The following is a 14,741-nucleotide window of genomic DNA, read 5'->3' as shown; positions in this document are numbered from 1 at the left end:
CTTACACCTCCATAACAAGCAGCTCAGGGTTAGCGAGCAGCTGTTTAATGTAATTCATAAAGTTTTGTGCTGTTGCGCCATCGATGATACGGTGATCGAAGCTCAAGGACAATGCCATTACAGGTGCTGCAACAACTTCGCCATTTTTGATAACCGCTTTTTCGCTGATGCGTCCTGTACCCAGGATTGCAACTTCTGGGAAGTTGATGATTGGAGTGAAGAACATACCGCCAGCAGAACCGATGTTACTGATGGAGATTGTGCTTCCTCTCATTTCATTTGCGCTCAGTTTGCCATCGCGTCCACGAGCTGCCAGATCACGGATAGAATCAGCGATCATCCAGATGGATTTACGATCAGCATCTTTGATTACAGGAACGATCAAGCCGTTGTCTGTATCCGTAGCGATACCGATGTTGTAGTATTTTTTGTATACAATTTCGTTTGCTTCTTCATCAATCATTGCGTTCAAAGCAGGGAATTGACGGGAAGCTGCAACCAATGCTTTAACGATGAATGGCAGATACGTTACTTTTGTACCTTTTTTCTCTGCGATTGGTTTCATACGTGTACGGAAAGCAACGAGCTCAGTTACGTCCACTTCGTCCATGATTGTAACGTGTGGTGCAGTGTAAGCCGATTTAACCATTGCATTGGAGATCGCTTTACGAATACCTTTGAATGGTACGCGCTCTTCTTCAAGGTATTGATCAGCTGCTGCCGCTGCAGGTGCTGCGGATTTTTTCTCTTCTTGAGCCGGAGCTTCGGAAGATGCTGCTGCGGAAGAACCGCCACCGTTTTTGAAGGATTCCACATCTTCTTTGGTCACTTTACCGTTGTTGCCAGTGCCGTTCACCTGAGCGATGTCTACACCTTGCTCACGAGCAAATTTGCGAACGCTTGGCGTAGCCAAAACGTCTTTTGCAGGAACTGCAGGAACGCTGTTGTTGCCGCCTTCTTGAGCTGCATTGGAGCTTGAAGCTGCCGCAGAAGAACCGCTAGTATCAGCTCCACCTTGTGCTGCGTCTTTCTCTTGTGCACCTTGGTCTTCAGCAGGAGCGTCGTCTTGCTCAGGCAGTTCGCCTTCTGCATCGATAACCGCTACAACTTCACCAACGTGGCAGACTTGACCGTCTTTAGCGAAAACTTCAGTTACTGTTCCGTTTACCGGACAAGGAACTTCAACAACCGCTTTGTCGTTCTGTACTTCCATGATGATATCGTCGTCAGTTACTTTGTCCCCGACTTTGATGTGCATCTTGATGATTTCGCCTTCGTGAAGGCCTTCGCCCAGTTCAGGGAATTTATATTCAAATTTAGCCAACTGAAAAACCTCCTTGATTATTTGCTCCATCCTGAAAACAACCCTTAGCTCCAAAAACCAACTGTTACTGCGAGCGCAAATAACTGTCAATCAAGGGACTAATGGCTGTTTACAGTGCAGCTTGCGCTACGATGTGAATCACCATACTGCGCCTTGCGGCATGTCAGATGATTGAATTAGAAGTTCATGACTTTGTTAACCGCAGCAACGATACGCGCCGGGTTAGGCAACCATGTGTCTTCGATTTGTGCGAAAGGATATACCGTATCCGGGCCAGCTACACGCAGAACCGGTGCTTCCAAGTGCAGGATTGCTTTTTCATTGATTTGTGCAATGACTTCAGCTGCAACACCTGCGCTCTTTTGAGCTTCTTGTACAACGATTGCACGGTTTGTTTTCTTAACGGAAGCAACAACCGTATCGATATCGATCGGGCTGATCGTACGAAGGTCGATAACTTCAACTTTGATACCTTGTTTTTCAAGCTCTTCTGCAGCTTTTACAGAAGTATGAACCATCATACCGTAAGTAACGATGGTAACATCGGAACCTTCACGAACAACGTTCGCTTTACCCAGTTCAACAACATAGTCTTCTTCAGGAACTTCTGCACGGAAAGCATGGTACAGGTTCAAGTGCTCCATGAAGAACACTGGATCGTTGTCACGGATGGAAGCGATCATCAGACCTTTTGCATCGTAAGGGTTAGAAGGAACTACCACTTTAATACCCGGAGTTTGCGTGAGCAAACCTTCCAGAGAGTCTGTGTGCAATTCTGCCGCTTTTACGCCGCCACCAAATGGTGTGCGGAATACGATTGGAGAATTGTATTTACCGCCAGAGCGGAAACGCATACGAGCAGCTTGAACCACCATTTGGTCAAGGGCTTCGAAGATAAAACCTACGAATTGAATCTCAGCTACCGGACGGAAGCCTTGAATACCCAAACCTACAGCCAGACCGCCGATTGCTGATTCAGCCAGTGGTGTATCAAATACACGCTCTTCGCCAAACTCTTTTTGCAAACCTTCCGTTACACGGAAAACGCCGCCTACATTACCTACGTCTTCACCGAAGAGCAAAACGTTAGGATCACGTTTCAACTCTACGCGAAGCGCATCACGAATTGCTTCTTTCATGTTCAATTGTGCCATTTGCTTCATTTCCTCCTTAAACATTGACAGTTCACATTTGAATTCATACATGTATACCGAGACACCAGTACTGGCGCCGGATGTTTATGCTTTATCGGAAAAAACTTATTGGAAATCAGCTTTTTGCTCTTCCAAGTGCTTAGGCGTTTGTTCGAACATGCTGTCGATCAAGCCTGAAATCGTCATTTTCTCGGTTTTTTCCGCTTTTTTAATCTCTTCGTTCACTTTTGCTTTTGCTTCTTCTTTCACACGTGCTGTATCTTCTTCAGTCCACAGACCTTTTTTCTCCAGATACTTAGCGAAACGTGCGATAGGATCTTTTTCGCTCCACTCTGCTTCCTCTTCTTTTGTACGATACTTGGAAGCATCATCCGAAAGGGAGTGTGGACGGAAACGATAAGTTACTGCTTCGATCAACGTTGCGCCTTCTCCGTTACGTCCACGCTCAGCAGCTTCCTGAACAGCTTTAATAACAGCGAAGATGTCCATACCGTCAACTTTAACACCTTTGATACCTGCTGCTACCGCTTTGTGAGCGATGGACAGAGCTGCTGTTTGTTTAGCAAAAGGAGTTGTGATGGCATAGCCGTTGTTTTGTACGAAGAAGATTACAGGCAGTTTGTATACACCAGCGTAGTTCAGACCTTCATAGAAGTCACCTTCGGAAGAACCGCCATCACCTGTGTATGTGATAACTACTTGTTTTTGTTTCTTCAATTTGTAACCCATAGCAATACCCATTGCGTGCAGGATTTGAGCACCAATGATGATTTGCGGCATCAACACGTTAACGCCGTCCGGGATTTGTCCACCATGTTGGTGTCCACGGGAGTACAAGAATGCTTGATAAAGAGGAAGTCCATGCCATACGAGTTGCGGAATGTCACGATAGCCAGGACATACAAAGTCTTCTTTTTCAATTGCAAATTCACTACCAACCATTGTAGCTTCTTGACCAGATACTGGAGCATAGAAACCAAGACGACCTTGACGGCCCAGGTTTACTGCACGGTCATCCCAAGTACGGGTAAATACCATGCGATACATAATTTCTTTTAATTGATCATCGGAAAGCTTAGGCATCATGTCTTTGTTAACAATTTCGCCGTCAGGAGACAGCACGGACAGAGCTTCTACATCCTCTGTATACACTTCATAAGGAACCTTGCTCATTTTTTTCTTCACCTCAACAAAAAATTTGAATATCAAGTTCCGCTGTTATATTATTATTATACACCTGTTTCACTGCATACGTCAAAGAAATCCGTAATATTTTTATGTTTCCTTTCGGATTGTATGTATAACAGAGGTTTAATATTGGTATAACAGCATAATACATGATTACGTGTTTGACCTATCCCCGCACCAGGTTAATCTTACCGTATTGCAAGGTCGAATGCAAAAATAACCCGGAAAGGTGACGTTTTATGACGGATTCCCGCTATTTGAAACGCACAATTGTTAAAGAAGAGATCGAGAGCCGTTTTCTCGGTGAGAGACGCACTCTGCGTATTTATCTTCCACCAGGCTATAACGAGTTACTTAGCTACCCTGTCGTTTATTGCCAGGATGGTGAGGAATTTTTCAATTTTGGCCGAATTGCCACCACCGCGAATCGCATTATTCTCGATGAAGGCGCCGAACCTTTCATTATTGTAGGGGTTCAAGTGGACGTCTCTGTAAGAACTCAAGAGTACGCTCCTTTTGGCAGCCGATTCAAAGACTACACGAAGTGCTTCGCAGAAGAGATTATTCCCTATGTAGAAGAGAAATATCCTGTAAGACGCTCTCCGCAGGAACGTATTCTTGCCGGTGACTCGCTAGGCGGTAGTGTTTCACTGCATTTGGCGTTAATGTACCCTGAGCTGTTTACCCGCGTCATCAGCATGTCCGGTGCTTTCTACTCTGCTTCCCAGGAAATCTACGCTGCAGCCGAAGACTTGTCCTGGTTGTCGATCTGGATGATTGTTGGTTTGCAGGAAACGGCTTTTGAAGCCGATACCGGAACGTATGATTTTGTGCAGCTGAATCGGGATACTCGTGATCTGCTGGAAAAACGCGGTGCTCTCGTCTCCTATCAGGAGAAAGACGGGAATCACCAGTGGGGCTTTTGGCAAAAGGAACTGCCCGATGCTTTGCTTTACTTTTTGCAAGAAACATAAATAGAAGAGAAACTTCAAAGATATGCAGGAACGATCCAAGCATTTTAATAACGAATTCAAAATTCATTGAACAGGCGGCTGCTTAGCCGCTTTTCTTTTTTTATCTTTTTATCGGATAATATATTGTTACCGCTTACATTCCTGCGCTGAAAAAGAAGCAGGAGTTGCGTATTATTGCCTTCCTGCTTCTTTGCCATTTCACCAATATTGATTCTATAATGATTTCTCTTCTTCTATTCTGTTCAACAACACATCGCAACCAGCATTCACCAGCTCGTACACTTCTTCAAAGTTCCCTGTGTAGTATGGATCAGGTACTTCTCTGAGCTTTTCGTTCGGCAGCAAATCCATGAACTTGATAATCTCTGCGTCTTCTCCACCCGGCAGACTTCTCACATTCTCTGCATTGGAATTATCCATACATATAATATAGTCAAATTCAGTGAAGTCTCCACTCACAAATTGTCTCGCGCTCATATTGGCATAAGAAATCTGATATCCATCCAGCAACTTGCGAGTCCCCTCATGCGGAGGTTTCCCCACGTGCCAATCGCCTGTACCAGCCGAATCAATACGAATGTGTTCTCCAAGTCCCTTCTCCAGAACTTTGTGGCGCATTACCGCTTCTGCCATAGGTGATCTGCAAATGTTACCGAGACATACAAATACAACGTTAATCATGTTATGTTACTCCCCTTTGCTCAAAGTCCCTGGAATCACGGACGGTGTATGCTGCGGAATGAGATTTTCCGGCTTCAAATGCACGTTTTCGCTTGGAGTCAACGAACGGCGCGGCAGCTTCCATTTGTAATGGACAGAACACATCCGGAAAAAGACAACTGTTACGAAACAAATCAGCAATCCAATGTTCGTTGTAAACCAGCCCATTCCGATGGCAAACCCTGCTGCCATTGCCCATACCGCGTAGATCTCATCACGCAGAACAAGCGGTTTACGCCCGGCAAGAAGATCCCGAATGATACCTCCGCCAATTCCCGTCAACACCGCTGCAACGATCACAGCACTGATGGGATGACCCATGTTGGCCGCATACAATCCCCCTTGAATCGCAAAAGCAGCTAGTCCAATCGCATCAAACAATGCCTCTGTCCGTTTCCAGTGACCGATCCACTTCAAAGGAAGTATAAAAGCAACGGCCACCGAAATCAGCGCAAGCATAATTAACGAGCCCTGGCTCCACAATGTCGTTATAGGCACGCCTATGAGCACATTCCGGATCACTCCGCCTCCGAATGCTGTGACAAGCCCAAGCACGAGCACGCCCAAGATGTCATATTCCTCTTCCATGGCTACAAATGCACCGGACATCGCAAATGCAATTGTACCTATAATGCTGAATACTTCAAAAATGTGTAAGTCCAACCTGTTCAAACCTCACTTTTCAAGTCATCTCCATGTCGCTCTTCCCATTGTATCCGAGTACAGAAATTGTGCAACCACATTTTGTCGATTATACTGGTTTGGTATATAGTTTTAACTTTTAGTACCTTTAGTTCAGAATTAATTAAACACGGATATGTGTTCCCTCTATTAATAAGGAAGGATGAAATAGAATGGATTATAAACGTATTGTCATTTTCACAGGTGGCCAGCTTGCTAAACAATTCCTTCAGGAGATTAAACCCGATGACGTCATTATTGCGGCAGACCGTGGTGCACTGTATTTAATCCAGCATGGCATCAAACCACACATCGCGGTAGGCGACTTCGATTCCATTACAGATGATGAACGAGAGATCGTAAGCAGCAACAGTATGGAGTTTGTAGCTTGTGACCCAATCCATAAAGACCTTACAGATACGGAAATGGCTTTTGAGACTGCACTCGATCATGAACCTACTCATATTCTCATCTTTGGTGGAACAGGCACACGAATGGATCATACTCTCGCGAATGTTCATATTATGGTTCGGGCTATGCAACATCATATCTCCTGTGTACTACAGGACGAGCACAATTATATGACATTAACCACCTCGAGCTGTATCGTTGAACAGCGCGGATATACCTATGTGTCTCTGCTTCCGTTAACGAATGAGGTCACAGGCATATCTCTGGAAGGATTCATGTATCCTCTGGATCAAGCTACCATCCGTATGGGACAGTCCTTGGGTATCAGCAACAAACTACTGCACGAATCAGGAACAGTAACCATTGATAGCGGTCTGCTGCTCATTATTCAGAGCAAGGATTGACCTTTGAAGCACGCAGAGAGTGATGAATTTCAGAGTTTAAGATTGTCTTAGCCTGTAGCTCAACATTTAATTATTACTTTTTTGTAACCTGATTTATGAAGTTTAAAATAGCCCCAGATGAATCAATCCCCTTGAATATCAAGGGGATTTTTTAGTTATCGTATTTCCCTCTTCGTCAATGATTAATTTTTTGACATTTTTAATCGTATTTTAATAAAGACATGCAAACCACCGACCAATCAAGCTTTTTGCTTATGTATCCAATTTCTAGGGTGTTACAAACCTGTTATACTCGCTCTAGCAACTTAACGAAAACGAATTTTGGAGGTACTAACTACATGAAAACAAACTTCTTCATCCAAAAGGCCGTAACCGTCGGGTTGTGCGCTACACTAGGTTTTGGAGCTGTATTAATGACAAATGCACCTGTTGCACAAGCCGCAACTTCTTCGGTATCAACAGGACAACAAATTGTAAACTACGGTAAAAAATTTATGGGAACTCCATATAACTTTGGTGCTTCAACAACAACAACCAAAAACTTTGACTGCTCTTCTTTTATGAAGTACATTTTCAAAAAGTATGGTGTAGATCTTCCGCGCACTTCCGTACAGCAATCGAAAGAAGGTAAATTTGTCTCTAAAGCCAATCTTCGTGTTGGGGATATGGTCTTCTTCTCAAGCGGCAGCCGCTCCACCGGTTCTAATGTTACACATGTTGGTGTGTACGCCGGAAACGGCAAAATTCTTCACACTTACGGTTCACCAGGCGTAACCATTTCAGATCTAAACTCAGGTACGTGGAAAAGAACGTACATTACAGCTCGCCGCGTCCTCTAGTCCACCTGCCCCTTATATCATTCTAACTAACGACCGGATCAATTGATCCGGTTTTTTTCATATCATCCTGTCTTGTCTTTATAAATACCCGGATCATGCCTTCTTTCAAACTGGATAATAGTGGGTTTTCTATTAAAATCAGTCGCCCTCGAGCATATAACCGATTCCACGCACCGTCTGAATCAGTTTCACATCTCTACCTTTATCCACCTTGACCCGCAGATGTTTAATATATACGTCAACTACATTGGTGTCCATGACGTGTTCATATCCCCATACCTCGCGCAAAATATCACCACGTGTACAGGCCTCATTCAGATGCATGGCCATAAACTCCAGTAACTCATACTCCTTCGGGGTCAAATTCAGATATTGTCCTCCACGGCTTACTCTTCGCGACCGAAGATTAAGTCTGAGATCTCCTACCACAATGATATCCTCACCCTCATGTGTTGCACTTGCAAACAGTCGAAGTAGGCTTCGAACTCTGGCAAGCATCACCTTCCAATGCACGGGCTCCTCCATTACATCATTCGCTCCAAAATCAAGCCAATCGATAACCCGCTGCGGAGATTTCCCAGGGATTATAACCATTAAAGGTATGGACAAGCCTTGATTCATGCATTTCTTCAAAGCCATTTTATCTTGTTCACTCTGATTCGAATGCTCAGGCTCATCAATCAAAATGATCAAACGTGCACGAGTCGATTTCATATCACCCTTCTCATTCAACTCAGACCATTCGATGTGCTTCACTTCATAACCTTCGTCTTGCATGATGTGCATGATCCGGTTCACCAACTCACCAGTCCCCACTACTATGATGGCTGTTTTCATCCTTTTTTTCACCCGGCCCGTCTGTATTCCGTCGCTACTTGGCATGGATTGTACAGTTAGGATGCCATAAAAAGAAAAAGTCCATTCCCGCCGGGAACAGACATTTTCAGTCATGAAGGTGTTAAGCCAAATGATTAATGTTATTCAGCCAAAATAGCGATGAACCAATGTACGTGCTTCTGCCGTATCTTTTGTTCCATGAACAAGTACGCGACCATCCCGAAAAATGACCAATCGATGATCACCTGTTGTGAATGACACCAGAAAAGGATTACTTTCCACTTTCCCCTCCCCAAGCCGTTCCAATCGGTCTGCTGTCTGCGGAAGATCCAGCTGCATGCGGCGGGCGGGCCGAATCTGAACCGTGTCCCTGCCACACAACACATCGGTTTTCTCAAGATTGGATGCAGAAAGAAACGGATACGTGGCTGATGGGCTGCATGAAGCACAATCCCGTTTTTTCGCCCCATCTACATTGATGGATATGTACTCGTTCCTCCACACATCAAATGACAACAGTTTACGTCTAAGAGCAGCTGTATTACCACTTAGCAATTTCATCGCTTCCGCTGTCTGATTGGCTGTCACCATCTGCACCGCTTGAGGAATAATGCCAGACGTGTCACACGTATCCCCACCGAGAGGTACTTCTCCCAGAAGGCAGTTCAAGCAAGGTGTATCACCAGGCAAAAACGTATACGTAATACCGTAACTTCCGACACATCCCCCGTATATCCAAGGGATTTGATGTTTCTGCGCCATATCATTAATAAGCAGTCTTGTATCAAAATTATCCGTTGCATCCATGATTAGATCGGCATGCCCAACGAGTTCTTCCAGTTCGCCCACTCGCACATCCATCACTTTGGCTTCGATGCGAACTGTTGAATTAATTGCTGTTAGACGTTTGGCCGCCGCCATAGCTTTAGGCATACGTTCTATGGCGTCCTGCTCCACATAAAGTTGTTGCCGCTGCAGGTTGCTCCATTCCACATAGTCCCGGTCTACAATCGTAATCTGTCCAACACCGGAACGGACCAGCGTTTCTGCAATACCTGTTCCGAGTGCCCCGGCTCCAATAATGAGAACCTTGCTAGCCTTTAATCTTGCTTGACCTTCTTTGCCGAGCGGCGCATATCGTTCCTGTCTGGAATATCGATCGGACTGCTCCGCGTGATGTAACTGATCTGTCATGTATGAACCATTCCTTCCACCGGACTGCTTGCCGCAGCATAACGTTTTATTGGAATCATGCCTGATTCGTAAGCCAGTCTGCCTGCTTCAACCCCAAGTCGCATGGCTTTTGCCATAGTAACGGGATTGTTGGACCCTGATACAGCCGTGTTAAGCAGAACGCCGTCTGCCCCAAGTTCCATCGCATAAGCAACATCTTTGGGCGAACGTAAACCTGCATCCACAATTACAGGCACTACCGCCTGTTCTATGATGATCTCCAGATTATACGGATTAATAATACCTCTGCCTGCACCGATCGGAGAAGCTCCCGGCATGACTGCATGTACGCCCAGCAACTGGAGTCGTTTAGCTAAAATGACGTCGTCCGAGATATAAGGCAGCACAGTGAATCCTTTTTCGAGCAAAATGCGGCAAGCCTTGTACGTTTCAAGCGGATCAGGCAGTAACGTTACTCCGTCTCCGATGACTTCGACTTTTATCATATCACAAAGCCCCGAAGCTCGTGCAAGCTCGGCAATTCTTACTGCCTCCTCTGCAGTCGAAGCCCCTGCGGTATTAGGTAGCAGCGTATACTTGCTTAGATCGAGCGTATCCAGAAAGTGCTGCTTGCCACTCTCCTCCAGATTCAAACGACGTACCGCAAAGGTTAATACCTCTGTACCTGAAGCCTCCACAGCTTGGCTCTGCACTTCCAAATCCGGAAACTTGCCTGTTCCCAGGAGCAATCTCGATTCAAATGCATATTTACCAATACTTAACATCATTAATCCTCCTAGTATTTAATAAGATTCGATCACAACTACGATTTTACAAGTTTCAACCACTTGCCTATGAATCCCCTTGCTTAGCCGCCTCCGACAAAATGAACAATCTCAATCCGATCGCCTTCTCTTAACGTTGTTGTTTCATGATGATCTTTGGTCAAAATATTACGATTCAACTCAACCACCACCGTTTTTACTTGCAAGTTGAATGATTGCAGTAATTTGTCAACACGATTTAACCCGTCGTCAACCTGCATCTTCTGACCATTCACGATAATATTCACAGCATAACTCCCCTTCTGTTCATTCGATCAGGCGACAATGCTTCAATGCCGATCTCTTCTGCACTTTTACCCTCCAGCATATCTGCAATCCAGCGACCTGTTATCGCACTAAGTAATATTCCATTGCGAAAATGACCATAGGCCGCGTACAAACCAGTAATTTGTCCACATCTTCCTATATATGGAATTCCATCCGGAGTAGATGGTCTTACACCTGCCCATGCCCGCAAAAAGTCTGCCTCCTTGATTCCCGGAACCCAATAACTTGCCGCACCAAGTAATCGTTGCACACAATTAGCAGATACGCTGTGATCTTTTCTTCCTGGCAGACTGGTCGCTCCGATCCATACTTCTCCATTGGCCTTCGGAACGATATAGACGTCTTCTGCATATACCGTTCGATCAGGTCTGTATGCTGTTTGTTCTGCAGGAAACCGAATAGCAATCATTTCACCTTTCACCGGACTTGAAGGCAAGGTCACTCCCACTTGATGCATCAGTAGATCCCCCTGCAAACCAGCAGCCACGATCACATGTTTACAAGTTATCTCTCCCTTGGCAGTTGTAATCCCTCGCACTCGATCATTGTTCACTAATAGACGAACATCTTGAACCCCTTCCCAGATCCGGGCACCCATCATTTGAGCCGACCTCGCATAGGCTCTGGTCAACGATACAGGTAAAACTTCACTCTCCAATGGTTTGTAATACGCCCCGTACGTTTCCCGATTCAACCATGCCACTTCCCGTTGCACCTTACTCCGATCCCACCAATGCTGCCCCGAATCCGAAGAGGCATTTCGTTTATCCTTGTATTGACTTAAATCACTATATGATCGAAATGGGGTGATGAACCCGCTGCGCCTCAAGCCAACATCCATATCTGTAAGAGCGGATATTTGATCTTTTTGCTTATGCAACAATTCTCTGCTGTCATATGCCGCCTGTGCTAGAATTGGATGTGCAAAATCTTCACTATCTGCTGCGAGCATGCCGGCAGCTGCGGAGGAAGTTCCACCGGCAATCTCTGATTGCTCAACAAGAAGCACCTCCTGCCCTCTGGATGCCAATTCAAAAGCAATTGCACAGCCTACTATTCCACCACCTACAACAATTGTTTCTGCATGAAAAACTCCCCGTAATTCAGTTGGAGTATCGGATGTGGACATCATCATTAACCGATGTTGATCACACGAGGGTGCGGTAACACCTTCGGGTTGGCCCATTCCTCTCTGTTCCATTCTCTCATCCCCTTGATTGAGCATTGAGCAGCATTCACTTTCACGTTTCCACAGACTGTTTTAAAAGAGCTGCTGCATGAGCAGGATTTTCATGTTGAAGTACACCTGAGATCACAGCGGCTCCCCTGGCTCCCGCAGACCTGACAGCTCGAATGTTATCCGGCTGAATGCCCCCGATTGCCATAACAGGTACAATCACACCCGAGCATACTTCCGCCAATGCTTCTAATCCTCTTGGAGTTATATCCGGTTTGCTTGCACTTGCATATACATGCCCGAAAAAAAGGTAATCTGCGCCATACTCTTCTGCAATTTTCGCCTCATGAATTGAATGTACAGATACCCCCAGACGGGGCTGTAGATCATGCCTGTTTCCGGGTTCCAACGTCATTTTCGCCTTGTGTAACATGTCTTGGCTCCAATGCACCCCTTGATAACAAGCATCCTCAGCCGTAAACCGGTTCGCACCGTTGATTACAATCCGAGAAACTGGGACACCAGACTCGACCATCAATCTGGCCCAGTTTAACTTCTCGTGTAACGGAAGCTGCTGTTCCCGGATATGAATATAATCCGCCCAAGGCCAAATTTCTTTAGCTGCCTTCAGCGTGGCTTCTTGATCCCCTCTATTGCTGGATATTACATGCAGCTCAAAAAGAGAGTTGTTTCTTAATTGTTCATCCGATACTTTTGACTTGTCCTCAAACATCATGATAGACAACCTCGTTCTCCCTCCTTTCAACACCAAGCTTCGAATGACGTAACATACAAACGCAACAAATATAGAATCCAAAAAAGCCACTCCCGTAGGGGAGTGGCTGCGTATAAACTAAGATTCAGTTCAATAACAAACATTCGACAATACCTGATAAACAGTGTAATAGGTAACCCTATAACTGTCTGTTCGAGTATTGAAATGCATGCATCACGATGTAGTAAAGATCCCGTTTTCCATTGAAGAATCATATACTATCGTTTTCGCTGAAACGCGCCACTTCCCTACGCTGGTATGATCCAGATCAGGTGCGAAGGGTCCGGAATCGCATTCTTCCATCTCAGCCGCATCGTGCGGCCCCCCTAGTGTTCATATGAAGTTGTAGCCTATATTACCACAACCGGTTTTTTTTGTCATTGTGCTTTTTCAGACCACTCTTCTACATTCCACGTTTTGGTGACCCAGCCTTCATAAAAATCCGGTTCGTGAGATACAAGCAAAACGGTTCCCTTGTATTCCTGCAACGCACGCTGCAGTTCAGCCTTCGCCGTTACATCCAGATGGTTCGTCGGCTCGTCAAACAAAACCCAGTTGCTCTCACGCATCAGCAGTTTACACAATCTAACTTTAGCCTGCTCTCCTCCGCTCAGCATGTTAAGCGGACGAGTGATATGTTCATTTTTGAGACCGCAACGCGCAAGATGACCTCGCACTTCATTCTGTGTCAGGTGAGAAAATTCATTCCACACGTCGTCGATCGGTGTAATATTTCCAGCGCGCACTTCCTGTTCGAAGTAAGCTGTCTCCAAATAATCTCCAAGGAATGTTTTACCGCTGATTGGCGCAACTTTACCCAGAATTGTTTTGAGAAGTGTTGATTTGCCTACACCGTTACATCCCACAATGGCAATCTTTTCTCCACGTTCAATCGTCATTGTCATCTTGGGTAATAGCGGATACGTATAACCGATTTCAAAGTCGATACCTTCAAAAACAGTTTTGCTACTCGCACGAGCATCCTTGAACTTAAATGTTGGTTTCGCAGCTTCGTCTGGACGATCAATACGCTCAATTTTGCCGAGTTGTTTTTCACGGCTTTTCGCCCGGCCTGATGTTGAAGCCCGAGCCTTGTTGCGCTGAATAAAATCTTCTTGCTTTTTGATGAATTCCTGCTGCTTTTCATAGGCATCGATGTGCTGTGCTTTCTGCATACCCGCCATCTCCAGGAATTTATCATAGTTGGCAGCGTACCGCGTCAATTTGGCAAACTCCAAATGATAGATGACATTAACAACTTCATTCATGAACTCCGTATCATGAGAGATCAGCAGAAAGGCATATGGATAGTCTTTCAGATATCGTGTCAGCCACTCAATATGCTCTACATCCAGATAGTTAGTCGGCTCATCCAACAGTAGGGCCGTAGGTTTCTCCAATAATAACTTCGCGAGAAGTACCTTCGTGCGTTGTCCACCACTAAGAGCGGCAACATCCCGATCAAGACCGATGGCATTCAATCCCAAACCATTTGCCATTTCCTCCACTTTCACATCAATCAGATAAAAATCACCCTGTTCCAGCTGCTCCTGAATCTCGCCCATCTCTTCAAGCAATTGTTCCAGCTTGTCTGGATCGGCATCAGCCATCTGATCCGTAATCACCATCATGTCCTTTTCCAGTTCTAACAATGGGAGAAAAGCATCTTTGAGCACATCACGAATGGTCTTGCCTGGTGTTAACTTCGTGTGTTGATCAAGATAACCATAACGGACCTTAGGTGTCCACTCCACTTTACCGCTATCCTTAAGCAGTTTTCCCGTCAGAATATTCATGAGTGTTGATTTTCCGGCACCATTTGCTCCAACAAACCCAACTCGTTCTCCGGCGAGTAGACGAAAAGAAACATTTTTAAACAACGTACGGTCTCCAAAATTGTGACTAACGTTCTCTACTGACAATAAACTCATATGATGAGATTGCTCCTATCTATTTACATTACTTTTAGTTA

The 14,741-nt window shown here is 45.2% G+C and carries 15 protein-coding genes and 1 riboswitch; of the genes, 3 read left to right on the top strand and 12 right to left on the bottom strand.

Going from position 1 to position 14,741, the window contains the following annotated elements; translation table 11 throughout:
- Position 1 precedes the first annotated feature (1 nt).
- From ACUTVW_RS12630 to pdhA, 3 genes are all read right to left on the bottom strand, one after another.
- Positions 2-1,324, bottom strand: coding sequence for a dihydrolipoamide acetyltransferase family protein (locus ACUTVW_RS12630; RefSeq protein WP_445646117.1), 1,323 nt, complete (start codon positions 1,322-1,324; stop codon positions 2-4).
- 176 nt (positions 1,325-1,500) lie between these two features.
- Positions 1,501-2,478 (bottom strand): alpha-ketoacid dehydrogenase subunit beta, encoded by a 978-nt coding sequence (locus ACUTVW_RS12625; RefSeq protein WP_090916689.1) that lies wholly within the window; start codon positions 2,476-2,478, stop codon positions 1,501-1,503.
- Between the two features lie 105 nt (positions 2,479-2,583).
- Positions 2,584-3,651, bottom strand: coding sequence for a pyruvate dehydrogenase (acetyl-transferring) E1 component subunit alpha (gene pdhA, locus ACUTVW_RS12620; protein WP_090916691.1), 1,068 nt, complete (start codon positions 3,649-3,651; stop codon positions 2,584-2,586).
- Between the two features lie 254 nt (positions 3,652-3,905).
- On the opposite strand from pdhA, the gene ACUTVW_RS12615 reads away from it, so the two are divergent.
- The gene (locus ACUTVW_RS12615) at positions 3,906-4,640 is read left to right on the top strand and encodes an alpha/beta hydrolase (protein ID WP_445646116.1); all 735 of its coding nucleotides are present in this window, start codon (positions 3,906-3,908) and stop codon (positions 4,638-4,640) included.
- Between the two features lie 213 nt (positions 4,641-4,853).
- On the opposite strand, the gene ACUTVW_RS12610 is transcribed toward ACUTVW_RS12615, so the two are convergent.
- On the bottom strand, positions 4,854-5,321 hold the full coding sequence (locus ACUTVW_RS12610; protein ID WP_445646115.1) for a low molecular weight protein-tyrosine-phosphatase: 468 nt from the start codon (positions 5,319-5,321) through the stop codon (positions 4,854-4,856).
- Between the two features lie 6 nt (positions 5,322-5,327).
- On the bottom strand, positions 5,328-6,023 hold the full coding sequence (locus ACUTVW_RS12605) for a trimeric intracellular cation channel family protein (RefSeq protein WP_445646114.1): 696 nt from the start codon (positions 6,021-6,023) through the stop codon (positions 5,328-5,330).
- 191 nt (positions 6,024-6,214) lie between these two features.
- On the opposite strand from ACUTVW_RS12605, the gene ACUTVW_RS12600 reads away from it, so the two are divergent.
- Positions 6,215-6,856, top strand: coding sequence for a thiamine diphosphokinase (locus ACUTVW_RS12600; RefSeq protein ID WP_445646113.1), 642 nt, complete (start codon positions 6,215-6,217; stop codon positions 6,854-6,856).
- Positions 6,857-7,194: 338 nt separating this feature from the next.
- A complete protein-coding gene (locus ACUTVW_RS12595; protein WP_445646112.1) occupies positions 7,195-7,695 on the top strand; it encodes a C40 family peptidase in 501 nt (166 codons plus the stop codon).
- Positions 7,696-7,833: 138 nt separating this feature from the next.
- Here ACUTVW_RS12595 and ACUTVW_RS12590 read toward each other — a convergent pair whose 3' ends face one another.
- The 7 genes from ACUTVW_RS12590 to ACUTVW_RS12560 form a co-directional block, all read right to left on the bottom strand.
- Positions 7,834-8,532 carry a winged helix-turn-helix domain-containing protein gene (locus tag ACUTVW_RS12590; protein WP_445646111.1) on the bottom strand — a complete coding sequence of 233 codons (699 nt, stop codon included), beginning with the start codon at positions 8,530-8,532 and terminating at the stop codon, positions 7,834-7,836.
- A gap of 144 nt (positions 8,533-8,676) precedes the next feature.
- Entirely contained in the window at positions 8,677-9,726 is a 1,050-nt protein-coding gene (locus tag ACUTVW_RS12585) for a ThiF family adenylyltransferase (protein WP_445646110.1), read from the bottom strand.
- Positions 9,723-10,490, bottom strand: coding sequence for a thiazole synthase (locus tag ACUTVW_RS12580; RefSeq protein ID WP_445646150.1), 768 nt, complete (start codon positions 10,488-10,490; stop codon positions 9,723-9,725). Before ACUTVW_RS12580 ends, ACUTVW_RS12585 begins: the two co-directional genes overlap by 4 nt.
- Positions 10,491-10,573: 83 nt before the next feature.
- Positions 10,574-10,777 carry a sulfur carrier protein ThiS gene (thiS, locus tag ACUTVW_RS12575; RefSeq protein ID WP_445646109.1) on the bottom strand — a complete coding sequence of 68 codons (204 nt, stop codon included), beginning with the start codon at positions 10,775-10,777 and terminating at the stop codon, positions 10,574-10,576.
- A complete protein-coding gene (gene thiO / locus ACUTVW_RS12570; protein ID WP_445646108.1) occupies positions 10,774-12,018 on the bottom strand; it encodes a glycine oxidase ThiO in 1,245 nt (414 codons plus the stop codon). The genes thiS and thiO overlap by 4 nt, the downstream gene beginning before the upstream one ends.
- Before the next feature lie 40 nt (positions 12,019-12,058).
- A complete protein-coding gene (locus tag ACUTVW_RS12565) occupies positions 12,059-12,730 on the bottom strand; it encodes a thiamine phosphate synthase (RefSeq protein ID WP_445646149.1) in 672 nt (223 codons plus the stop codon).
- 267 nt (positions 12,731-12,997) lie between these two features.
- Positions 12,998-13,107, bottom strand: a riboswitch (TPP riboswitch).
- Positions 13,108-13,146: 39 nt separating this feature from the next.
- Positions 13,147-14,700: an ABC-F family ATP-binding cassette domain-containing protein gene (locus tag ACUTVW_RS12560; protein WP_445646107.1), complete on the bottom strand. Its 1,554-nt coding sequence runs from the start codon at positions 14,698-14,700 to the stop codon at positions 13,147-13,149.
- Positions 14,701-14,741 lie beyond the last annotated feature (41 nt).

The sequence above is a fragment of the Paenibacillus sp. TSA_86.1 genome (assembly GCF_052691815.1).
Note: the sequence above shows the minus strand (reverse complement) of the source record. Positions and strands in the feature narration are given on the sequence as shown.